The following is a 21,056-nucleotide window of genomic DNA, read 5'->3' on the forward strand; positions in this document are numbered from 1 at the left end:
GGGCCCGGTCAACGCTTCCGGGTCTCGATCTACCCTTGGGGGACCGCGCGTCAGGTGAAGAGGCGGCGGCCCCGGTCCAATCGCTCCCGCAGCCGTACGGTGTCGGCGGCCATGGCCGTCACCAGGACGCCGGAGCCGGCCAGCGGTAGCACGGCCAGCCCTTCGTCGGCGTGCGGCTCCGCGGTGACGCCGGTGATCAGCAGGGTGCCGACGGCCCCCGCGTCGCCGAGCACGGCGCCGCTCGTGGCGTTCTCGTCGATCCGCAGTTCGTGGCGGAGCAGCGGCGTCGTGCCCGCCGTGACGTCGAACCGGCTGACATAGCGTCCCGAAGGCTCACCGTGGCGGCCGAGGACGATCTCCTCCCGCCACACCAGCTCCGCGCCTTCGTCGAGAGTGACCTCCGCCAGCGCGTGGTGGTCGCAGCCGGCCGCGGCGATCGTGGGTTCGGGGGCGAACACGAGCCGCCCTCCGGCCGCGACGTCGGCTCGTACGATCAGGCGTGACGCCCCGGCGTCCCGGCGTCCCGGCAGAACGAGCGCCGCCGCGGCCGAGCGGACGTCGAGCCGCGCCCCCGGGCCGACCCCGATCGTCAGCTCCAGGTCGTCGCCGCCCAGCGGCCCCGCCCCCGCGCCGACCAGGTAGACCGAGTCACCGGACTCGCGCAGCGCGAGCGGGCCGTCCGACCTCAACCGCGTGATCCGGGTCCGCCCGCCGGGGCCGCGCTCGGCGCGCACGGCGGCGCGGGCCGCGAAACCGGTGCGCCCGTCGGCACCCGCGCCCCGGCCGGTGTCCGTGGGAACGGCCGTGCGGGCCCGCGCGGCAAGAGTCACGCGGGGGCGCGTTCGGCGAGGGCGGAGCGGACCCAGGCGGTCACCTCCGGGACGTCCGGGCGTTCCCGCAGCGAGGTGAAGGCGATCGGCAGGCCGGCCCGCACGCGTTCGGCGTCGCGCGCCATGACGGTCAGGTCGGCGCCGACCAACGGCGCGAGGTCGGTCTTGTTGATCACCAGCAGGTCGGCGGTGGTGACGCCCGGTCCGCCCTTACGGGGGACCTTGTCGCCGCCGGACACGTCGAGGACGAAGATCTGCCGGTCGACCAGCCCGCGGCTGAACGTCGCGGTGAGGTTGTCGCCGCCGCTCTCCACGACCACCAGGTCGAGCGGGCCGTGCCGGTCCTCCAGCGCCTCGACGGCGTCGAGGTTGGCGGAGATGTCGTCGCGGATCGCCGTGTGCGGGCAGCAGCCGGTGCGTACGGCCGCGATCCGGTCGTCGTCGAGCACGCCGTTCCGCCGCAGGAAGTCGGCGTCCTCGGTCGTGTAGATGTCGTTCGTGACGACGGCCAGCGCGACCTCGTCGCGGAGCAGGCGGCACAGCGCGGCGACCAGGGCGGTCTTGCCGCTGCCGACCGGGCCTCCGATGCCGAGCCGCAGGGCGCGGTGCGACCGCGGCTCGTGCGGGTCGTGGCTGTGGTCCAGTCCCAAAAGAGGGCCTCCGATCTCAGGATTCGAACAGGCGCAGCTCGGCCTGCTGGTGAAGCTCGGCGAACACGTCCAACGCGGGCGCGGACGCCGCGGGCAGGTCACCGGCGCGTACGGCCTCGGCCGCCTCCTCCGCGACGGCGTCGATCCGTCCGGCGAGGCCGGCGAGCACCCGGTGCACGCCCAGGGGATCGAGCCCGAGCAGGCGGACCGCCGCGGAGGCCGGACCGGTCACCGAGCCGTACGCCGCGATCTGCGCCGCCCGTTCCGGAGCGCCGCCCGCGGCGGCGACCGCGGCGCCGAGCGCGACCGGATGGTGCGGGCCGCCGGACGCGGCGGCCAGGGTCTCCAGAACGGGACCGGGCCAGGTGACGCGGGCGACGCGCAGCAGCGCCCGCCCCTGCGCCCGTGAGGCCCGGCGCTGCGCGGGCGACGGGGTGCGCGCGTCGGCCTCGGCGTCGAGCCGCGCCCAGCCGGCGAGGTCCCCAGGCGGCGCGCCGGCATCCGCATCGGGCCGTACCCGGGCCGCGGACTCGCAGGCGGCCGCCGCCAGGCCCGCCGTGACGAGGCCCGTGGTCGCGAGCCGGCCGCGCAGGAATGTGGCGAGGGTGGCCAGGTCGCGGACGACGCCGGTCGCGGCGGCCGTCTCGAGGCCGCCGGAGTGCGCGTGCCCACCGGCGGGAAGCCGCGAGTCGGCGAGCAGCAGCAGTGCGGCGTCCATCAGCGGTCCATCAGAAGAGGAAGTACCGCTGGGCCATGGGCAGCTCGGACGCGGGCGCGGGCTCGACCTCGTTCCCGTCGACGCTGACCGTGAAGGTGTCCGGGTCGACCTTGATCTCCGGGAGTGCGTCGTTGAGCGGCATGTCCGCCTTGGCCAGCCGCCGGGTGTCCTTGATGGCGATCAGGCGCCGCCGCACGTCGAGGCGCTCGGCGAGGCCGTCCTCCAGCGCGGCCGGGGCCACGAAGTGCACCGAGGTGGCCGGGGCCGCGGTCGCGCCCCACATCGGGCGGGGGAACACCGGCTGCGGCGTCGGGATCGAGGCGTTCGCGTCGCCCATCTGCCCCCAGGCGATCATGCCGCCCTTGAGCACGACGTGCGGCCGCACGCCGAAGAACGCCGGATCCCACAGCACCAGGTCGGCGAGCTTGCCCACCTCGACCGAGCCGACCTCCGCGTCGAGACCGTGCGCGATCGCCGGGCAGATCGTGTACTTGGCGACGTAGCGACGGGCGCGGAGGTTGTCGTCCAGGCCGCCGCGGTGGCCCTTCATCACGTGCGCGGTCTGCCAGGTGCGGATCACGGTCTCGCCGATCCGGCCCATGGCCTGGGAGTCCGAGCCGATCATCGAGATCGCGCCGATGTCGTGCAGGACGTCCTCGGCCGCCATCGTGGTCGGGCGGATCCGCGACTCGGCGAACGCGAGGTCCTCCGGCACCGATGGGTTCAGGTGGTGGCAGACCATGAGCATGTCGAGGTGCTCGTCGAGCGTGTTGACCGTGTGCGGCCGGGTCGGGTTGGTCGAGGACGGCAGGATGTTCGGGTACCCGGCGGCCGTGATGATGTCCGGCGCGTGGCCGCCGCCGGCGCCTTCGGTGTGGTACGCGTGGATGGACCGGCCGCCGATGGCGTTCAGCGTCGACTCGACGTACCCGGCCTCGTTGAGGGTGTCGGAGTGCAGGGCCACCTGGACTCCGGAGGCGTCGGCGACGCGCAGGCACGCGTCGATCGCCGCCGGGGTCGATCCCCAGTCCTCGTGCAGTTTGAAGCCAGACGCGCCGCCGCGCAGCGCCTCCCACATGCCCTCCTCGGACACCGTGTTGCCCTTCGCGAGCAGCGCCACGTTGACCGGGAAGGAGTCCATCGCCTCCAGCATCCGGGCGAGGTGCCAGGCGCCGGGGGTCACCGTCGTCGCCTTGGTGCCCTCGGCCGGGCCGGTGCCGCCGCCGATGAGCGTGGTGATACCGGCGCCGAGGGCCTCGCCGACGAGCTGCGGGCAGATCAGGTGGACGTGCGAGTCGACCGCCCCGGCCGTGAGGATCCTGCCGTTGCCGGCCAGGATCTCGGTGGACGGGCCGATCACCAGGCCGGGATGGACCCCGTCCATCGTGTCCGGGTTGCCGGCCTTGCCGAGCGCGACGATCCGGCCGTCGCGCACGCCCACGTCGGCCTTGACGACACCCCAGTGGTCCAGCACGACGACGCCGGTGATCACCAGATCGGGCGCCCCCTCGGCGCGCGTCGCCACACCTTGGCCCATCGACTCGCGGATCACCTTGCCGCCGCCGAAGACCGCCTCGTCGCCGGCCCCCGCGCCCCGGGACAGATCCTCGGTGACCTCGATGAACAGGTCGGTGTCGGCCAGGCGTACGCGGTCGCCGACGGTCGGTCCGTACAGCTGGGCGTAGCGAGAGCGGGAGATCTCAGTCATGGCGCAGCCCCGGTACGACCGCGCGCCCGCCGAAGGGCACCAGCGACACCTCGCGCGCGATGCCCGGCTCGAACCGCACGGCGGTGCCCGCGGGCACGTCGAGCCGGTGGCCGCGCGCGGCCTCCCGGTCGAAGTCGAGCGCGTCGTTGGCCTGCGCGAAGTGATAGTGCGAGCCGACCTGCACCGGCCGGTCCCCGGTGTTGACGACCGTGATCGTCGTACGCGGACGGCCGGGGTTCAGCTCCACCGCTCCATGTCCGGTCACGATCTCGCCCGGGGCGGAACCCGCGCTCATCCGAACCTCTTCTCTGCTCCGGGCAGGACCGGCACGGACCGCCGGCCGCGGGGCGACGTCATGGAATCGGCCGGTGGACGGTGACGAGCTTGGTGCCGTCCGGGAAGGTCGCCTCGACCTGCACGGAGTCGAGCATCTCCGGGATCCCCTCCATGACGTCCTCGCGGGTGAGCACGGTGCGCCCGGCCTCCATGAGCTCGGCGACGCTCCGCCCGTCGCGGGCGCCCTCCAGGACGTACGAGGCGATGACCGCGGTGGCCTCGGGATGGTTGAGCCGCAACCCGCGGGCACGCCGGTCGCGGGCGAGGCCGGCCGCCACATGGATCAGCAGCCGCTCCTGCTCGTGTGGGCTGATCAGCACAGCTGGACGCTACCTTTCGCTTGAGCCCGCGGGAACGGGACGGTCAGGGATGTAACAGGAACTTCACGTGAGCCGGCCGCGGCGGAGTCAGGCATCGAAGGCGTCCCAGCGGTCGCGGAGAGCCCGCTCGCCGTCGGCCGTCAGCTCACCCCAGACACGGAGCCGGCCCACACCCCCGTCGGGGTAGATGTCCAGCCGTACGTGGGTCACCTCGGCCGGTGGGGCGGCAGAGTCGAGCCGGAACCGGTGGCGGCCGTCCGGCTGGATCCGGGTGGGCGGCAGGAGAGGGGTCCACTCCTCCGACACCCGGGCGTCCCGGCCGGAGAGCGCCGCCCAGCCCGGGGCGTTGAACTTCAGGTGCGTGGTGTCGATCTCGACCAGCCTCGGCGTCCCTCGGGCGGCCAGCTCCACCGTGACCCAGTCGTTGCCGTCGTCGCGCCGCCGCGCGGTCTCCCAGCCCTCGCCCTGGTGGCGTGGCAGGCCTGGGGCCAGGATGTTCGCCGGCGCGGAGTAGAACAGATTCGAGCAGCCGGTGACGCGCGCGCCGTTCTCCAGCGCGGCCAGGTCCACCGTCAGGCCGGTCAGCAGCCGCGGATCCGGGACGACCTCGCCGTGCACGCGGAGCCGCGCGACACCGCCGTCCGGGAAGATGTTCAGGCGGACATGGGTGAACCGCCGCGCTGCCAGGACCGGGAACCGGTGCTCGGCGTCCCCGGTCAGCGGGCTCCGCGGCACGATCTCCACCCACGCGCGGGCGGCCAGTTCCTCGGCCGACGGATGGCCCTCCGCCGCGCACGCCTCGACCGAGGCGTACGTCGGGAAGTTCCCCCGGAACCAGGCGGTGTCGATGACGACCCCCCGGATCACGCCGGGCAGTCCGAGCCGGACCAGCGCCCAGTCGTGGCCGCGGTCGTCGACCTTCAGCCCGAGCGCGGACGGCCGCCGCCGCGCGGTCTCCCAGCCGTCGTAGACCTGGCCCTTCCGCCCGAAGGTCTCCGCCTGGTGCCCGGCCGGCCAGGGGTTGATCAGGTTCTCCCGCTCCGCGAAGGACTCGTCGCTCGCGGCGATGACGGATCCGCCGAGGTTCCGGACCGCGAGATCCGGCAACAATGTGAAATCGGCCATCGGTCACCTCTCCAAGAGACGCCCGCGCGGCGTGTCGCCCACGACCTCGCCGCGCAGCCAGGTGGCCCGCACGACGCCGGTGAGCTCGCGGCCCGCGTAGGGCGTGACGTGGTGACGGGTCCGTAGCGCCGCCGGGTCGACGGCGAACGTCTCGTCCGCGGCGAACGCCACCAGGTCGGCGTCGTTCCCGACCGCGATGGCGCCTTTGCCCGGAACGCCCGCGAGCGCCGCCGGCGCGGCCGACATCCACCGCGCCACGTCCGCCAGGTCGTGACCGCGCCGGCGCGCCTCGGTCCAGACGGCGGGCAGGCCGAGCTGCAGGGAGGAGATCCCGCCCCAGGCCTCGTCGAACCCGCCGCGCTTGAGTTCGGGCGGGCACGGCGAGTGGTCCGTCACGACGCAGCCGACCACTCCGGCGGCAAGGCCCTGCCAGAGCCCGTCCCGGTTGGCGGCGTCCCGGATCGGCGGGCAGCACTTGTAGTGAGTGGCGCCCGGACGGATCTCGGCGGCCGACAGCGTCAGGTAGTGCGGGCAGGTCTCGGCGGTGATCCGCACGCCCCGGGCCTGTGCCCGGGCCAGCGGCTCGACGCAGTCGGCGGCCGACAGGTGCAGGATGTGCGCCCGCGCCCCCGTCGTCTCGGCCAGCCGGATCACCTGCTCGACCGCCTTGTGCTCCGCGCTCGGCGGCCGCGCGGCCAGGAAGGCGTCATAACCGCCGTCGGCCGGGGCCGACAGCGCCCCCGGGTCCTCGGCGTGCACGATGACCAGCCCCCGCAAGGACGCGATCTCGGCGAACGCCTCCTCCATCTCGGCATAGGACAGCGGCGGGAACTCCGGGACGCCGGAGTCCGCGGTGAAGCACTTGAAGCCGAAGACACCGCCGTCGTGCAGGGCCCGCAGCTCCCGCGTGTTGCCCGGAACCGCGCCGCCCCAGAAGCCGACGTCCGTGAAGCACCGGCCGGCTGCCGCCTCCTTCTTGACGGCCAGCGCGGCGGCGGTGGTCACGGGCGGGAGCGAGTTGAGCGGCATGTCCACGATCGTGGTCACGCCGCCCGCGGCGGCCGCGCGGGTCGCCGTCGCGAAGCCCTCCCACTCGGTACGTCCCGGCTCGTTGACGTGGACGTGCGTGTCGACGAGTCCCGGAAGCAGCGCGATGTCGCCGAGGTCCACCCAGGTGCCGGCCGGCGGAGGGTCATCGTGGTCACCGACGGCGGCGACCCTCCCGCCTCGCACGGCCACGGCCGCGGGCCGCTCCCCTTCCGGGAGCAGCGTGCGACGCGAGCGCACGACCAGGTCGAAGACGGAGTCCGGGCTCATGGGGACTTCGTTCTCCGGTATGCGGACCAGTCGCCGTGTTCGGTGATGTCGAGCAGCTCGGGGAAGGACGTCGACGGGCGGCGGAGCACCATCGCCAGGGACGACGTGCCGTCGACCAGCTCGATCACGCCCAGCTCCAGCTCGGGCGGCTCGGCCGGCAGCAGCCGGTCGCGCAGCACGTCCATCGGCACGTCATAGACCTCGCCCGCGATGCGGGCCCCACCGTGTGCGACCGGAAGAAGCGCGGGGAACCGGTCGGCGACCGAGTAGAAGCGGTATCGGGGTGCGGTCGTGGTCGCGGCGGCCAGCGGCGCGCCGTCCAGGAGGTGATGCAGCGGCCCGCCGCGCATCGCCCCGCCATTGAGGAACATCAGCGGCATATGTGCTCCGGTCGGATCGGTACCCGGGTGAGCGCCCTTCCGGTGGCGTCACGGACGGCCGCGACGACGGCGGGCGTGGAGGAGAGCGTGGGCGGTTCTCCCGCGCCCCGCAGCCCGTACGGGGCGGCCGGGTCGGGACTCTCCAGGATGTCCAGCCGCATGGGCGGCATGTCGAGGATCGTGGGGATGAGGTAGTCGGTGAAGGACGGGTTCCGGACGAGGCCGTCCTGGACGACGATCTCCTCCATCAGCGCCAGCCCGAGGCCCTGCGCGGAGCCGCCGTGGATCTGGCCTTCCAGCGAGAGCCGATTCATGATCTTTCCGACGTCCTGGACGGCGGCCAGCTCCACCACCTTGACCAGGCCGAGCTCCACGTCGACGTCGACCACGGCGCGGTGCACGCAGAGCGCGAGCTGGACATGGGTGTCGCCCTGTCCGGTGACGGGGTCCATGGCGACGGTGGGCCGGTGGTGGTATTCGCGGGTCCGTTCGACGACCCGGTCGCCGAGGACGTCGGCGACCGTGGCCAGCGTGCCCGCCGAGGCCGACACGACCTTTCCACCGGCCAGCGACAGATCCTCGTAGGTCCCGCCGAGGCGTTCCCGGGCCAGCGCGAGGACGTCCGCGCGGACCGACTCGCAGGCCGCCTTCACGGCGCCGCCGGTCATGTAGGACTGGCGTGAGGCGGAGGAGGAGCCGGCGTCGCCCACCCCGTTGTCCGCCGGCTGGATGACGACCCGGTCGACGCCCAGTTCGGTACGGGCGATCTGCGCCTGCAGTGTGACCAGGCCCTGGCCGACCTCGGCGGCGGCGGTGTGCACCACCGCCGTCGCCTCACCGCCGACGACCTCCAGCCGTACCCGGGCGGTCGAGTAGTCGTCGAAGCCCTCGGAGAAACAGATGTTCTTGATGCCCACGCCGTAGCCGACGCCGCGGGCCACGCCCTCGCCGCGGGTGGTCTGGGAGACGCCGCCCGGCAGGTTCCGCAGGTCGGCGGTGTCCGGCGGCGCGGGCAGCGGAATGGCCTCCAGCCGGGTGAGCATCTCGACGAGAGGCGCCGGAGAGTCGATGACCTGGCCGGTCGCCAGCTTGGAACCCTGGCTCACGGCGTTGATCCGGCGGATCGCCACCGGCCCGACGCCGCACGCCTCGCCCAGCCGGTCCATCATCGACTCGTAGGCGAAGCAGGCCTGCACCGCCCCGAAGCCCCGCATCGCGCCGCACGGGGGGTTGTTGGTGTAGACGCCGTACGCGTCGATCTCGAGATTGGGGATCTCGTACGGTCCCACGCCGAGCGAGGCCGCGTTCGCCACCACGGCGAGCGTGGAGGAGGTGTACGCGCCGCCGTCGAGGACGATCTCGGCGGTGGCGTAGAGGATCCTGCCGTCGCGCGTCGCGCCGTACTCGTAGCGCATCAGCGCGGGGTGCCGGTGCACGTGGCCGAAGAACGACTCGTACCGGTTGTAGACGATCTTGACGGGTTTGCCGGTGTGCAACGCCAGCATGCCCGCGTGGATCTGCATCGACAGGTCCTCCCGCCCGCCGAAGGCGCCGCCGACGCCGGCCAGCGTCATCCGGACCTTCTCGTCGGGCAGACCGAGGCAGGGCGCGATCTGGCGGAGGTCGTTGTGCAGCCACTGGGTGGCGACGAACAGGTCGAGCCCGCCGTCCTCGCCCGGCACCGCCAGGCCGGACTCCGGCCCGAGGAACGCCTGGTCCTGGATGCCGACGGAGAAGTCGCCGGAGACGACGACCTGCGCCCGCGCGCGGGCGGCGGCCACGTCTCCGACACGGACCGGCTGGTGGCGGGCGATGCCGCCGCGTTCCTGGACCCTGAGGCTGGCCGGGTCGGCGATCACGGCGCGCGCGTCGGTGATCGGCTCCAGTACCTCCCAGTCGATTCTGATCTTCTCCATCGCGCGCCGGGCCGTCTCCGGATGATCGGCCGCGACGAGCGCGATCGGCTCCCCCTGGTGGCGGACCTCGCCGATGGCGAGCACGGGCTGGTCGGGGTGGTCCAGTCCGTACACCTTGCGCCCGGGCACGTCCTCGTGCGTGAGGACCGCCTCGACGCCGGGCACCGCGAGTGCGGGGCCGATGTCGATCGAGCGGATCCTGGCGCGCGCGTGCGGGCTGCGCAGCGTCGCGCCGAACAGCATCCCGTCGATCCAGAGGTCGGAGGCGTAGGCGAACTCGCCCGTGACCTTGAGCGTGCCGTCGGGCCGGAGCACGCTGTCGCCCACCCCGCCCCGGCCGGGGGCGACGACGTCCTTCGCCGCGGATACCGGAACCGTCGTCACAGGACCTCCTCCGCCAGTTCCATCAGGCGGCGGCGCGCGGTGGCGCCCGCCTCGGCGATCTCATGCTGCGGCGCGGAGACGAGCACGTCGTCGGCCACCACCGTCCGGCCGCCCACCAGCAGCCTGGCCAGCGGCGGGGACTGGCCGTGGACGAGGGCGACCACCGGGTCGCCGACCGCCGCGTGGAAGCCGTCCACCCGCCAGACGGCGACGTCGGCGAGCTTGCCGACCTCCAGGGAGCCGATCTCGTCCTGCCGGCCGAGGAGCCGGGCGCCGCCGAGAGTCCCGAGTTCCAGGGCCTGCCGGGCGGTCAGCGCGCTCGGGCCGTACCGGGCCCGCTGCAGGTACATGGCCTGCCGGAGCTCGCCGACCATGGGGACCATCTCGGCCGACGCCGGGCCGTCCACTCCCAGGCCGACCGGGACGCCGGCGCCGAGCAGGTCGCGGACACGGGCGATGCCGGCGCCCAGCCGCGCGTTGGAGCTGGGGCAGTGTGCCGTGCCGGTGCCCGTGTCCGCCATCGTGGCGATGTCCGAGTCTCTCAGGTGGACGGTGTGCGCGAACCACACGTCGTCGCCGAGCCAGCCGACCTGCTCCATGTACTCCACCGGAGTGCGGTTCAGCTGCTCGCGGCAGTACTCCTCCTCGTCGAGGGTCTCGGCGAGGTGGGTGTGCAGCCGTACGCCCTTGGCCCGCGCCAGGGCGGCCGACTCGACCAGCAGGTCCTTGCTGATTGAGAACGGGGAACAGGGGGCCACCGCGATCCGCAGCATGGAGGAGAACGAGTCGTCGTGGTAGGTGTCGATCGCGGCGGCGGTGGCCTCGAGGATGTCGTCGAGACTCTCCACCACCTCGTCCGGTGGCAGCCCGCCGTCCGACCGGCCGCGGTCCATCGAGCCCCGGCAGGGATGGAAGCGGACGCCGACGCGCCGGGCGGCATCGATCTCGGCGGCGAACAGGTCGCCGCGGCCCTTGGGAAAGACGTAGTGGTGGTCGGTGGTTGTCGTCGTGCCCGACCGGGCCAGCCATCCGAGCCCGGCGGCGGCCGCTCCACCCACGACGTCGGCGTCCATCCGCGCCCAGGTCGGGTAGAGCGTCACCAGCCAGTCGAAGAGCGTGTCGTCCTTGGCCAGCCCCTGAGAGGCCCACTGGTAGAGGTGATGGTGGGTGTTGACCAGCCCCGGGGTGACCAGGCAGCCGGCGGCGTCGATGCGCTCCGCCCGGTCCGGGTCGGCGACGGACGGTGCCGGGCCGGACCCGATCGCGGTGATCCGGTCGCCTTCGATCACCAGATGGCCGTCGGGGATCTCGGCGCCGGCGACCGGCGCGAGGTAGGCGCCCTCGATGATGACGGTCATCGGCCGGCGGCCTTCAGCTCGGCCGCCCGCCGTACGGCGTCCAGGATCTTCTCGTAGCCGGTGCAGCGGCACAGGTTGCCGGCCAGCGCCTCGCGGATCTCCGCGTCGGAGGGGTCGGGCACCCGTCTGATCAGGTCGTCGGCCTGCACGAGCAGGCCTGGTGTGCAGAAGCCGCACTGCACGGCTCCGCACTCCACGAACGCCTGCTGGACGGGCGTGAGCCCGTCGGCGGAGGCCAGGCCCTCCACCGTCCGCACCTCCCGGCCCTGCGCCTGCCCGGCGGCGACGAGGCACGCGCAGACCGGCACGTCATCGAGGTAGACCGTGCACGAGCCGCATTCGCCCTGCTCGCAGGCGTTCTTGGCACCGGGCAGGCCCAGGCGCTCGCGGAGCACGAACAGAAGGCTCTCGCCCTCCCACACGTCGTCGGCGACCTGTTCCCGGTCGTTGACGCTGAACCTCACGCGCACTCCAGGGCTCCCTTCCGGTGGTCGTTCCACGCCCAGGTCAGGGTCCGGCGCGCCATAACGCCCAGCGCGTGCCGGCGGTATTCGGCCGTGCCGCGCACGTCGTCGATCGGGCTCGCCGCCGCGCCGACCAGCTCGCCGAAGCGCCCGGCCACCGCCTCGTCCAGATCGCCGTCCCAGTCCGCCGCGTCGGCCAGGAACTCCTCGGCCGCGTACGCGCGGAGCGGGGTCGGAGCGGCGGAGCCGAGTCCGGTGCCGACACGCCGCTCGCCCGGGAAGAGCGCGATGGAGAACGAGCAGACCGCGATCACCATCGCGTTGCGGGTGCCGATCTTGGAGAAGTACTGCGGGCCCGCGACCGGAGGCAGCCGGAACGCGCGGATCAGTTCGTCGGCCCGCAGCGCGTTGCGCTTGACGCCCAGGTAGAACTCGGTGGCCGGGATCGACCGGACGCCCCGGGCCGCCGACTCCACCTCGTACACCGCGCCCGCCGCCAGCAGCGGCGGATGCGCGTCGCCGGCCGGCGACGCCGCGCCGAGGTTGCCACCGACCGTGCCGCGATTGCGGATCTGCGGCGAGCCGACCGTACGGGCGGCCTGGGCGAGACCGGGCAGCCGGTCGCCGAGCTCGCCGATCAGCCGGGCGTACGGGACGCCGGCGCCGACGCGCACGGATCCATCGGGCAGCGGCTCCCAGGTCGCGAGCTCGCGGACCGGGCCGAGGTCGAGGAGCGCCGCCGGGCGGCGCGCGTCGAAGTTCAGCTCGACCATCACGTCGGTGCCGCCCTGGATGGGCAGGGCGTCCGGGCGCTCGGCCTTGGCGGCGAGCGCCTCCTCCCAGGTCACGGGGCGCAGGAAGTCCATGCTCACTCCCAGGCGAATCCGGCGTCGGGAGCGTCGTCGGTGAGGACGGCGCCCTCGATCAGGCCGTATGGACGGTCGGCGGCGAAGAACACCTCTTGCGGGTTGTCCAGGCCGAAGGGCTCCAGGTCGACCGTGAAATGGTGCTTGTTCGGCATCGCGAGGTGGATCTCGCAGATCTCCGCGCAGGCCTCCAGGACCTGGCCGCCCATCGCGTACAGCGTCTGCTGGAGCGAGAGGCTGTGGGTCCCGGCGAACGCGTCGAGCAGGGCCCGGCGCGCCCGCTCGTACGACGTGCCGAAGTCCTCGTGCTCGCCCCGATGCCGCCACGCGGCGTTGACGTCGGTGGCCAGGACGCGGTCGCGGGTCGGCCGGAGGGTGGTGTACTCGTCCTCGATGAAGCCGTGGAACTCCGAGCCGGTGGAGTTGAGGACGGTCAGTCCTTTCAGCCCGGACACGATCGTGGCCTGGCTCGACGGCCCGTCGTGGTGCACGACGCAGGTGCGGATCTCGCGGCCGGACCGGACGAAGGAGTGCTGCCCCTGGTCCGTCGCTCCCTCCGTACGGACACGGTCCCAGAAGTACTCCTCGACCTCGACCCGCGCATGGTGAATCGTCGGCTGCGAGTCGACGAAGTGCCGCGCCAGCAGCAGCGCGAACTCCTCGATCTCGGCGATGCCGTACTTCCGGGCGAAGGCGAAGACCGTGTTCTTCTGGCTGTCGGTCGGCAGGACCGCCGCGTTGTCGCCGACCCGATGTACGGCCCCCATGTCCCCGGAGAGGGAGACGCTGACGTTGCAGTCCTTGAGGTGGTGGACGCCACCGTCTCTGGTGATCCGGACGACCCGGGTCTCGGCCTTGCCGTACCTGTTCGGCCCGAGCACGACTGCCACGGTCTAGCTCCCTCGATAGGTGGAGTAGGCGAACGGGCTGAGCAGCAGGGGAATGTGGTAGTGCCGCTCGGGCTCGGTGATCGTGAACGCCACTGCGACCTCGGGATAGAAGACGGAGATCCCCTCGGTCTCGAAGACCAGCCGGTGGACGCCCGCGCCGGGGGCCGGCCAGTCCCGGAACCGCCCGTCGGCGTCGGTACGGCCCGTGGCCACCGGCTTCCAGGATCCGTCGGCCGCGCGGCTCTCCAGCCGTACGGGCACGCCCTCGGCCGGCCGTCCGACCGCGGCGTCCAGGACGTGGGTGGACAGGGACATCTCAGCGATCTCCTTCCGTGACGAGCCTGGCGAGACGAAGATCGACGATCTTGGACAGCTCGGCGCGGACGACGCGGCGCTCGGTCTCGACGTCGTGGTCCAGCCGGGCCCGCAGCTCGGCGAGCAGCTCGGCGGCGCTCCGCCCGGTGGCGCAGATCAGGAAGACATGGTCGAAACGCTCCTCGTACGCCAGGTTGCCCTCGACCATCGCCCGCCGGATCTCCGCGGCGGCCGCGTCCATCCCGGACTGCTCGCCACGGGACCACCGGGCCTCGCGCCCGGCCCCGTCCGGCCGGTCCCCGATCCGGGGATGGGCGGCCAGCGCCTCGAGGACGTCGTCCCAGCCCAGCTCGGCCAGGGCGCGGGCCGAGGCGGTCCGCAGGGCGGCCAGATCGTCGTGGCGCCCCGCCGCGACCGCACGGACCCATCGGCGGGAGGCGCAGCAGGCCAGCAGCTCCGCCTCGGACGGCACTCGCGTAGAATCGCCTGGCCTCCCTTGATCGGACCGTACCGCCACCGTGCCTCCTCGCCCGTTCGGCCTTTCGCCCGGTTCCGGCAAGTACACACAGGCCGGGCTGGGTAGGTCGAGACGCAGGACCTCCGAACAGTGACCGCCGGCCTCCGCGGTATTCCGTAGGTTCCTCCAACCTCGGCCGTTCGCGCCGGCCGTCCGGCCGCGACTCCGAGGGTGTCCACCGATCGGAGACGACCGACGAAGGGAGCCCTCATGCGGCTGCGGAGTCTCCTGGCCATCCCGGATCTGCGGCTGGAACTGGTCACCGGACACGGTGAGCTCGACCGAACGATCCGCTGGGTGGTCACCACCGACCTGAAGGACCCTGGCCGTTACCTGAGCGGCGGCGAGCTGGTCCTGTCCGGCCTCGTCTGGCGGGCCCGTCCCGCCGACACCGAGATCTTCGTGCGGGCCCTCACCAAGGCCCGGGTCTCCGCCCTGGCCGCCTGGGACGCCGAGGCCGCCACCATCCCCGCCGACCTGATCGAGGCCTGTCGCCACCACGGCCTGCCGCTCTTCCGGGTGCCGGAGGACGTCGCCTTCGCCAGCGTCACCGAGCAGGTCATGCGGCGCCTGTCCACCGCCCGCGCCGCCGACCTGACCGCCGTGCTGGGCCGCCACCGCCGCCTCGTCGCGGGTGCCACCGAAGGCGCCGGCCTCGGTCCCCTCCTTGATCTCGTCGGCCGTGACCTGGGCATGCGCTGCTGGGTGCTGGCACCTCCCGGCCGGCTGGTCGCCGGCTCCCACGACCTGCCCGACGCCCTCTCCCCCGCCGACCTGGTCCGCGCCTTCCTCACCGCCCCCCGCCTGCCGGCCCCGCTCCCGGGCCAGGACCTCTCGATCCTTCCCGTCGCCCGGGACACCACGTCACGCGTCGCCGACTGGTTCCTCGTCTGCGAGGGTGACTGGACCGAATGGTCCGCCGAACGCCGGGCCCTGACCTCCGAGCTGACCGCGATCGTGGCCATCGAGCGGGCCCGCTCGGACGATCGCCTGAGCGCCGGGAGCCGTCTGGCCCAGGAGCTCGTACGCCTCGTCGTGGCCGACGCCGCCACCACCGAGATCCTTCCCCGCCTGGAACTGGCCGGGCTGGACGCCGCCGCCGTCATCGCCGTGGCCGCGAGCGCCGAGCACGCACCACGTCCGGACGAGCTGTGCCACCTACTCCGCGAGATCCTTCCCACCGGGTCCGCCGTGGGACTCCTCGACGACGAGGCGGTCGCGCTGGTCCCGGCCGCCGGGCCGGATCACGACCTCGCCGGAGAGATCCGGCAGGCGCTCCTGGTCCTGGCTCCCGGGCTCACCGACGGCGGCCTGGCGGTCGGCGTCGCCAAGGCCACCACCGCCGAGGGACTGCGCGGCGCCGTCAAGGAGGCCCGCCATGCCCGCGCGCTGGCCGCCGGCGGCACCGACCCGGTCCGCGTCGTCGGCCCCGGCGAACTCGCCACCCACGCCCTGCTGCTGGCCAGCGTTCCCGACGACGCGCGGACCCTGTTCAGGGATCGCGTGCTCGGGCCGCTCCGCGCCTACGACGAGGCGCACCGCGCCGACTTGATCCGTACGCTGGAGACCTTCCTTCAGGTCTCCGGCTCCTGGAGCCGGTGCGCCGACCAGATGCACCTCCACGTCAACTCGGTGCGGTACCGCATCCAGCGCATCGAGGAACTCACGGGCCGTGACCTCGCCCGCCTCGAGGACCGCGTCGACCTCTTCCTGGCCCTCCGCCTCCGCTGAACGAGAGCAGGCTTCGGCCGCTTGCCCGACAGCAGGGGCGCTCTAGGCGTCGCGTATGCGTAGCAGCAGGCCGCCGGCCACGAGCGCGGCGGCGGCCCATCCGGCGGTGACGCCGAGACCGGCCCATGGGCTGAGGGGCAGACTGTGGAGATCGGTGGTGGCCTGAATGGTGAGCCCGGCGCTCATCGGCGCGATCTTCTCGAGCAGGCGCTGCAAGTCCGGATCGCTGATCGTCTGGGAGAGGATGGGGAAGAGGTAGAGCAGGCCGAGGACGATCCCGATGCTGGTCGCGGAGTCCCGCACGGCGGTCGCGACACCGAGACTCAGAAGGCCGATCAGAATCAGGTAAAGGACCGTCCCGAAGACCGCGCGCAGCGTCGGCCCGTCGGTCAAGGACAGGGCCTGGTCGCCGACGTCGGGCAGGACGAGCCGCCCGGCGAGCACGGACCCGAGGACGGCGACCGTTCCGCCGACGGCCACGGCGCCGGTGAGAGTGATGGCCTTGGCCGCGAAGGCGGTGGCTCGCCGCGGCACCGCCGTCAGGGTGGTGCGGATCATGCCCGAGCCGTACTCCCCGCTGATGATCAGCACTGCCAGGATGGCGACCAGCGCCTGGCCGATGTAGACGCCCATAAGGCTGAGCCTGGTCGTGTCACCGCCGCAGCCGCTGGCCGTGCAGTGCGCCACCGAGGTCGCCCCGGTGCTCAGGGCCACTGTCGCCGCGATCATGCCGAGCAGCAGCCATAGTGGGCCGGCGACGGTCCGTATCTTCGTCCATTCCGCGTGCAGGGCCGGTCTCATGCGTCCCTCCTGTTGAGAAGGACGGCTGCTACGGCCAGGCTTGCCACCGCGTAGCCGGCCAGGACGGCGAGCCCGGCCCACGGCGCCAGCGGGTAGTAGTCGTTGTACGGCGTGTAGGGGTTTGCGACCTGGGGGTACCGCACAAGCGTCTGCTGGACGGCGAAGGCCGCGGCCGGCGTTACCCGAGTCAGCCAGTTCGCCACGCTCGCGGGCATGAACGGGTTGGCGATCAGGAGGTACGGCAGCACGATGGCCACGATGACGGTGGTGACCGCGCCGGCGCTGTTCCGGAAGATGGCACCGACAGAGAGGGCGAGGATCGAGGCGGCCGCGAGCAGCGCCGCGGTTCCGAGCGCCACTCGCAGTTCGGTCGAAGGCGTCACCGGGAACATGTACACGCCGTGGGCCCGGGAGAGCCGCTCGCCGAGCGGAACCGCGAGGACCGCTCCCGCCAGCCCGGCGACGAAGGTGACGGCTCCCAGCACGATCGCCTTGGCCAGCAGCACCCGGCCCCGTCTCGGGCTGGCGGCCAGGGTGACGTAGATCAGGTTCTTCCGGTATTCCGTGGTGATGAACAGCGCCCCCACGACGATCACCGCGATCAGCGCGGCGAACGTGCCGGTGAGGACGCCGCTGAGGGTGCCGGCGGCCGGGAGGGAATAGCGGACGGCGGGCGCTATGTCGCCGGCGCCGGTCACCGTGAACCGGCCGCCGGACCGGGTGAACGAACCCGACCCGTTCTCCGGGAAGCCGGCGAAGGTGGGTGAGTGGGCTCCCAGCTGCGCACCGGTCCACTCATCACCGGTCCAGCCCCCTTGGAAACGAAGGTCCCCGAAGGCGGCCGTCGATACGCTGCCGGTCGTGCCCAGGCCCACCACGGCCTGCGGAGAGGCGACGAACAGCCCGACCTGCGCGGTCGATCCGAGCCCGCTCACCTGCGCGGTGCCCACCTTGGCCCAGTTCGTACCGTCGGTGGAGGCGTAGCCGGTGATCGTGTCGCCCGAGCGGTCCAGCCGCAGCCATCGGGGGGACTCGGCGGAGGCCGGACCAGGGGGGCCGGCCGTGTCGTTGACGTAGTCGTCCTGCATCCGCACGCCGTGGCTGCCGGTGGCCATGATCGCCGCGTAGGGTGATCCCTGGCGGGTGCCGTCCTTGATGATGAGCCCGGCCTTCGCCCACGGCACGGTGCCGGGCCGCAGGTCCCCGGGGCCCTTGGGGATGCTGCTCTTGAGCGCGGAGACGGAGACGGTGATGCTGCCGTTTCCGGCGAGCGGCTGGTGCACGAAGTAGAAGCTGTCGGTGACCGGCTCACCGCCCGGTCCGGTCGGAACGGCTGGTGAGCCCTTCTGATCGCTGCTGACCCCGGTGAGCAGGGCGACCAGCACCACCAGCAGTGCCGCCACCACCATGCCGGTCACCCAGCCCAGAACCGTCCGGAACTTGGTCCATTCCGCGTGCAGCAACTGGAGGAAGCCGTCCCGCCCGGCCCGTTGCCCGGGGCGGTGAGGCGCAACGGTAGGGGCGGTCACCGTGATACCTCCGTGGGCGTCGCGGAACGGAACTCGACCGCCCCGCGGGTGAGCTCCAGGTAGACGTCCTCCAGGGTGGCGCGGTGTGCTGATACCTCGGAGAACGGGACCGCGCTCTGGTTGAGCAACGCCACGATGCGATCCGCCGGCAGGCCGGAGACGGTGATGGTGTCGCGGCCGGTGGCCGCCACGGTCGCGCCGGCGTGCGCGAGCACCCTCATCGCGTGCGTCCCGGCCGTGGTCCGTAGGGCCACCCGGTTCCCGGACGCGGCCGCGATCAGGTCGGCCACGCCGGCGTCGGCGATGGCCTTGCCGCGCCCGACCACGATGAGGTGGTCGGCGGTGTCCTGAACCTCGCTCATCAGGTGGCTGGACACCAGGACGGCGCGGCCCTCAGCGGCCAGCGACCGCAGGAAGCCACGCATCCAGATGATGCCGTCGGGGTCCATCCCGTTGAACGGCTCATCGAGCATGATGATCGGCGGGTCGCCCAGCAGGGCCGCGGCGATCCCGAGCCGCTGCCGCATGCCGAGCGAGTAGCCGCCGGCCTTGCGCCGGGCCGCCGAGGTCAGGCCGACCTGCTCGATCACCTGGTCCACCCGCCGCGCGGCCAGGCCCTGTGAATGCGCCAGCCAGAGCAGATGGTTACGAGCGCTCCGGCCGGGGTGCAGCGCCGCCGCGTCCAGCAGTGAACCGACGTGGCTCAGCGGATGCCGAAGGCTGTGATACGGCTTGCCCTCGATGAGCGCGGTGCCCTCGTCGACCGCGTCCAAGCCGAGGATCACCCGCATCGTGGTGGACTTGCCGGCCCCGTTCGGCCCCAGGAAGCCGGTCACCAGTCCCGGACGGACCGAAAAGGACATGCCGTCGAGAGCCAGGGTCGCCCCATACCGCTTGCGCAGCCCGGCGACGACGATCCCCGGGGCGCTCACCGCAGCTCGCTCACGGTTCGAAATGGATTCATGCCGACGGTTGTACGCGGCACCCGGTTCCAGCCCGGTCGCAGCGGCTGCGACCCGGCTGCGACCGGTGAACTGGCATCGTTGAACACATGGCACCTCGAACCGGCGGCCCGCCCCGCCGTCCTTCCCGTACGACAGGCGGTGAGTGGCGGTGAGGGTCCTCGTCGTCGAGGACTTCGAGGTCCTCGCCCGCTCCATCGGAACCGGGCTGCGCCGCGAGGGCATGGCCGTCGACGTCGTCCTGGATGGAACCGACGCCCTCGACCGCCTGGCCGTCACCCGCTACGCCGTGGTGATCCTCGACCGCGACCTGCCCGGCGTCCACGGGGACGAGATCTGCCGAAAACTCGCCAACGACCGCTCCGACACCCGCGTACTGATGCTCACCGCCTCCGACACGATCGAGGACCGCGTCGACGGGCTCAGCCTCGGCGCCGACGACTATCTGCCCAAGCCCTTCGCCTTCGCCGAACTGGTCGCCCGCGTCCGTGCCCTGGCCCGGCGGGCCACCCCGCCGCTTCCTCCCACCCTCTCCTGCGGGGACATCACCCTGGACCCGGCTCGCCGGGTGGCGTTCCGCGCCGGCCGGCGGCTCGAGCTCAGCCCGAAGGAGTTCGCGCTCCTTGAATGCCTGCTGAGCTCGCCTGGCCTGGTCCTGTCCGCCGAGGAACTACTCGAACGAGTCTGGGACGAAGCGGCCGACCCTTTCACTTCCGCGGTCAAGCACACCATGCACCGGCTGCGGGCCAAACTCGGCGACCCACCGGTGATCGAGACCATCCGCGAAGGCGGCTACCGAATCGGGCCACCATGACCGACCCCCGGCCACTCCCCCGACGATCCCTGCAGGCCCGGCTCGCGCTCTTCTACGCCGCGGGCATCTTCGCCGCCGGGATCGTGGTCCTCGCCGTCGCCACCGTCCCTCTGGTCGGCATCCGGTCGACCCGTCCCGTCCACAGCTCAGCGCCAGGCACGATCGCCGGCACCGGGCACGGGATCGGCCCGCACCGACTCCTCGTCGGCTCCGTCGTCGCGCTCGCCGTCCTCATCCCCATCGCCCTGGCCGCCGGCTGGTTCGTCGCCGGCCGCTTCCTCAGGCCCCTGCGAGCCATCACCGCCACCGCCACCGCCATCTCCGCCGGAAACCTCCACCAGCGCCTCAACCTCGGCGAGCCCGCCGACGAGCTGACCGAACTGGGCCACATCCTCGACGACCTCTTCGCCCGCCTCCAGGCCTCCTTCGACGCCCAACGCCACTTCGTCGCCAACGCCTCCCACGAGCTGCGCACCCCCCTCGCCGGCCTGCGAACCCTCCTCGAGGTCGCCCTCGCCGACCCCGACGCCGACGCCGACACCCTGCGCTCGGCCTGTCAGGAGGCCCTCGCCCTCGGCGGACACCAGGAACGGCTCGTTCAGGCACTGCTCGCCCTGGCCACCAGCGAGCGCGGCGTCACCCGCTCCGACACCCTCGACCTCGCCCACGTCGTCCGAGGAGTGCTCGCCTCACGCCGCGACCAGGCGACAGAAAAGGGCATCGACCTCGCCGAGCACCTAACGCCCGCAGTGACGGCCGGGGACCCGAGACTGGTCGAAAGCCTCATCGCCAACCTCATCGACAACGCCATCCGCCACAACCACCCAGGCGGGCACGTACAGATCACCACTCAGACCGCTGGCACGCGGGCGATTCTGACGATCACCAACAGCGGGCCGGTCATCCCCGACGACCAGATCCAGCGCCTCTTCCAACCCTTCCAGAGACTGGCGCACGACCGTAACAGCCGTCGTGAGGGCTACGGTCTCGGCCTCGCCATCGTCAACGCCGTCGCCCAGGCTCACCACGCCACCCTCACCACCAGCGCACGCCCTGAGGGCGGCCTGGCCATCACCGTACGGTTCGCGCACTAGGCGTGCAGCCCGTCGAGGACCTCGTCGGCCG

At 72.7% G+C, this 21,056-nt stretch carries 22 protein-coding genes; 3 read left to right on the forward strand and 19 right to left on the reverse strand.

From position 1 onward, the window contains the following. Nucleotides 1-50: 50 nt before the first annotated feature. From ABEA24_RS24975 to uraD, 16 genes are all read right to left on the reverse strand, one after another. Entirely contained in the window at nucleotides 51-830 is a 780-nt protein-coding gene (locus tag ABEA24_RS24975; protein WP_345433466.1) for an urease accessory protein UreD, read from the reverse strand. Continuing rightward, complete coding sequence (gene ureG, locus ABEA24_RS24980; protein WP_345433467.1) at nucleotides 827-1,480, reverse strand: urease accessory protein UreG; 654 nt, start codon at nucleotides 1,478-1,480, stop codon at nucleotides 827-829. The genes ABEA24_RS24975 and ureG overlap by 4 nt, the downstream gene beginning before the upstream one ends. A 16-nt stretch (nucleotides 1,481-1,496) precedes the next feature. Continuing rightward, nucleotides 1,497-2,198: an urease accessory protein UreF gene (locus ABEA24_RS24985; protein WP_345433468.1), complete on the reverse strand. Its 702-nt coding sequence runs from the start codon at nucleotides 2,196-2,198 to the stop codon at nucleotides 1,497-1,499. A gap of 10 nt (nucleotides 2,199-2,208) precedes the next feature. After that, the gene (locus ABEA24_RS24990; RefSeq protein WP_345433469.1) at nucleotides 2,209-3,906 is read right to left on the reverse strand and encodes an urease subunit alpha; all 1,698 of its coding nucleotides are present in this window, start codon (nucleotides 3,904-3,906) and stop codon (nucleotides 2,209-2,211) included. Next, nucleotides 3,899-4,201 carry an urease subunit beta gene (locus ABEA24_RS24995; protein ID WP_345433470.1) on the reverse strand — a complete coding sequence of 101 codons (303 nt, stop codon included), beginning with the start codon at nucleotides 4,199-4,201 and terminating at the stop codon, nucleotides 3,899-3,901. Before ABEA24_RS24995 ends, ABEA24_RS24990 begins: the two co-directional genes overlap by 8 nt. A gap of 58 nt (nucleotides 4,202-4,259) precedes the next feature. Beyond that, nucleotides 4,260-4,562 carry an urease subunit gamma gene (locus ABEA24_RS25000; RefSeq protein ID WP_345433471.1) on the reverse strand — a complete coding sequence of 101 codons (303 nt, stop codon included), beginning with the start codon at nucleotides 4,560-4,562 and terminating at the stop codon, nucleotides 4,260-4,262. Nucleotides 4,563-4,649: 87 nt separating this feature from the next. Next, nucleotides 4,650-5,687 (reverse strand): allantoicase, encoded by a 1,038-nt coding sequence (alc, locus tag ABEA24_RS25005; protein ID WP_345433472.1) that lies wholly within the window; start codon nucleotides 5,685-5,687, stop codon nucleotides 4,650-4,652. 3 nt (nucleotides 5,688-5,690) lie between these two features. Further along, complete coding sequence (gene allB / locus ABEA24_RS25010; protein WP_345433473.1) at nucleotides 5,691-7,004, reverse strand: allantoinase AllB; 1,314 nt, start codon at nucleotides 7,002-7,004, stop codon at nucleotides 5,691-5,693. Further along, nucleotides 7,001-7,384, reverse strand: a complete 384-nt coding sequence (locus ABEA24_RS25015) for an allophanate hydrolase-related protein (RefSeq protein WP_345433474.1) — start codon at nucleotides 7,382-7,384, stop codon at nucleotides 7,001-7,003. The genes allB and ABEA24_RS25015 overlap by 4 nt, the downstream gene beginning before the upstream one ends. Beyond that, nucleotides 7,375-9,684 carry a xanthine dehydrogenase family protein molybdopterin-binding subunit gene (locus ABEA24_RS25020; protein ID WP_345433475.1) on the reverse strand — a complete coding sequence of 770 codons (2,310 nt, stop codon included), beginning with the start codon at nucleotides 9,682-9,684 and terminating at the stop codon, nucleotides 7,375-7,377. Before ABEA24_RS25020 ends, ABEA24_RS25015 begins: the two co-directional genes overlap by 10 nt. Next, complete coding sequence (locus tag ABEA24_RS25025) at nucleotides 9,681-11,042, reverse strand: 8-oxoguanine deaminase (RefSeq protein WP_345433476.1); 1,362 nt, start codon at nucleotides 11,040-11,042, stop codon at nucleotides 9,681-9,683. The genes ABEA24_RS25020 and ABEA24_RS25025 overlap by 4 nt, the downstream gene beginning before the upstream one ends. Further along, nucleotides 11,039-11,512, reverse strand: coding sequence for a (2Fe-2S)-binding protein (locus ABEA24_RS25030; protein WP_345433477.1), 474 nt, complete (start codon nucleotides 11,510-11,512; stop codon nucleotides 11,039-11,041). Before ABEA24_RS25030 ends, ABEA24_RS25025 begins: the two co-directional genes overlap by 4 nt. Next, nucleotides 11,503-12,372 carry an FAD binding domain-containing protein gene (locus ABEA24_RS25035; RefSeq protein WP_345433478.1) on the reverse strand — a complete coding sequence of 290 codons (870 nt, stop codon included), beginning with the start codon at nucleotides 12,370-12,372 and terminating at the stop codon, nucleotides 11,503-11,505. The genes ABEA24_RS25030 and ABEA24_RS25035 overlap by 10 nt, the downstream gene beginning before the upstream one ends. A gap of 2 nt (nucleotides 12,373-12,374) precedes the next feature. Further along, nucleotides 12,375-13,262 (reverse strand): factor-independent urate hydroxylase, encoded by an 888-nt coding sequence (pucL, locus tag ABEA24_RS25040; protein ID WP_345433479.1) that lies wholly within the window; start codon nucleotides 13,260-13,262, stop codon nucleotides 12,375-12,377. Nucleotides 13,263-13,265: 3 nt separating this feature from the next. After that, nucleotides 13,266-13,577 (reverse strand): hydroxyisourate hydrolase, encoded by a 312-nt coding sequence (gene uraH, locus ABEA24_RS25045; protein WP_345433480.1) that lies wholly within the window; start codon nucleotides 13,575-13,577, stop codon nucleotides 13,266-13,268. Nucleotide 13,578: 1 nt separating this feature from the next. Then, nucleotides 13,579-14,049, reverse strand: a complete 471-nt coding sequence (gene uraD / locus ABEA24_RS25050; protein ID WP_345433481.1) for a 2-oxo-4-hydroxy-4-carboxy-5-ureidoimidazoline decarboxylase — start codon at nucleotides 14,047-14,049, stop codon at nucleotides 13,579-13,581. Between the two features lie 255 nt (nucleotides 14,050-14,304). Between uraD and ABEA24_RS25055 the strand changes: the two genes are divergently transcribed. Beyond that, nucleotides 14,305-15,825 (forward strand): PucR family transcriptional regulator, encoded by a 1,521-nt coding sequence (locus ABEA24_RS25055; protein WP_345433482.1) that lies wholly within the window; start codon nucleotides 14,305-14,307, stop codon nucleotides 15,823-15,825. 42 nt (nucleotides 15,826-15,867) lie between these two features. Here the strand turns inward: ABEA24_RS25055 and ABEA24_RS25060 are convergent, their stop codons facing one another. From ABEA24_RS25060 to ABEA24_RS25070, 3 genes are read right to left on the reverse strand one after another with little or no spacing between them, the layout of a single operon-like run. Next, nucleotides 15,868-16,626, reverse strand: a complete 759-nt coding sequence (locus ABEA24_RS25060; protein WP_345433483.1) for an ABC-2 transporter permease — start codon at nucleotides 16,624-16,626, stop codon at nucleotides 15,868-15,870. Next, entirely contained in the window at nucleotides 16,623-18,155 is a 1,533-nt protein-coding gene (locus tag ABEA24_RS25065; protein WP_345433484.1) for a DUF1349 domain-containing protein, read from the reverse strand. The genes ABEA24_RS25060 and ABEA24_RS25065 overlap by 4 nt, the downstream gene beginning before the upstream one ends. After that, nucleotides 18,152-19,018 carry an ATP-binding cassette domain-containing protein gene (locus ABEA24_RS25070; RefSeq protein WP_345433772.1) on the reverse strand — a complete coding sequence of 289 codons (867 nt, stop codon included), beginning with the start codon at nucleotides 19,016-19,018 and terminating at the stop codon, nucleotides 18,152-18,154. The genes ABEA24_RS25065 and ABEA24_RS25070 overlap by 4 nt, the downstream gene beginning before the upstream one ends. A gap of 250 nt (nucleotides 19,019-19,268) precedes the next feature. Between ABEA24_RS25070 and ABEA24_RS25075 the strand changes: the two genes are divergently transcribed. Beyond that, the gene (locus ABEA24_RS25075) at nucleotides 19,269-19,931 is read left to right on the forward strand and encodes a response regulator transcription factor (RefSeq protein ID WP_345433485.1); all 663 of its coding nucleotides are present in this window, start codon (nucleotides 19,269-19,271) and stop codon (nucleotides 19,929-19,931) included. Further along, nucleotides 19,928-21,025, forward strand: coding sequence for a sensor histidine kinase (locus ABEA24_RS25080; RefSeq protein WP_345433486.1), 1,098 nt, complete (start codon nucleotides 19,928-19,930; stop codon nucleotides 21,023-21,025). The genes ABEA24_RS25075 and ABEA24_RS25080 overlap by 4 nt, the downstream gene beginning before the upstream one ends. Nucleotides 21,026-21,056: the final 31 nt, after the last annotated feature.

Origin of the sequence: Actinoallomurus vinaceus, from assembly GCF_039542055.1 — a bacterium.
In the GTDB taxonomy this organism is placed as follows: Bacteria; Actinomycetota; Actinomycetes; order Streptosporangiales; family Streptosporangiaceae; genus Actinoallomurus; species Actinoallomurus vinaceus.

Bases quoted from the DNA above. Each gene is read 5' to 3' on its own strand.
- ABEA24_RS24985 (WP_345433468.1), bottom strand. From the start codon at position 2,198: ATGGACGCCGCACTGCTGCTGCTCGCCGACTCGCGGCTTCCCGCCGGT.
- ABEA24_RS24990 (WP_345433469.1), bottom strand. From the start codon at position 3,906: ATGACTGAGATCTCCCGCTCTCGCTACGCCCAGCTGTACGGACCGACC.
- ABEA24_RS24995 (WP_345433470.1), bottom strand. From the start codon at position 4,201: ATGAGCGCGGGTTCCGCCCCGGGCGAGATCGTGACCGGACATGGAGCG.
- alc (WP_345433472.1), bottom strand. From the start codon at position 5,687: ATGGCCGATTTCACATTGTTGCCGGATCTCGCGGTCCGGAACCTCGGC.
- allB (WP_345433473.1), bottom strand. From the start codon at position 7,004: ATGAGCCCGGACTCCGTCTTCGACCTGGTCGTGCGCTCGCGTCGCACG.
- ABEA24_RS25015 (WP_345433474.1), bottom strand. From the start codon at position 7,384: ATGCCGCTGATGTTCCTCAATGGCGGGGCGATGCGCGGCGGGCCGCTG.
- ABEA24_RS25025 (WP_345433476.1), bottom strand. From the start codon at position 11,042: ATGACCGTCATCATCGAGGGCGCCTACCTCGCGCCGGTCGCCGGCGCC.
- ABEA24_RS25035 (WP_345433478.1), bottom strand. From the start codon at position 12,372: ATGGACTTCCTGCGCCCCGTGACCTGGGAGGAGGCGCTCGCCGCCAAG.
- uraH (WP_345433480.1), bottom strand. From the start codon at position 13,577: ATGTCCCTGTCCACCCACGTCCTGGACGCCGCGGTCGGACGGCCGGCC.
- ABEA24_RS25055 (WP_345433482.1), top strand. From the start codon at position 14,305: ATGCGGCTGCGGAGTCTCCTGGCCATCCCGGATCTGCGGCTGGAACTG.
- ABEA24_RS25060 (WP_345433483.1), bottom strand. From the start codon at position 16,626: ATGAGACCGGCCCTGCACGCGGAATGGACGAAGATACGGACCGTCGCC.
- ABEA24_RS25070 (WP_345433772.1), bottom strand. From the start codon at position 19,018: ATGTCCTTTTCGGTCCGTCCGGGACTGGTGACCGGCTTCCTGGGGCCG.
- ABEA24_RS25080 (WP_345433486.1), top strand. From the start codon at position 19,928: ATGACCGACCCCCGGCCACTCCCCCGACGATCCCTGCAGGCCCGGCTC.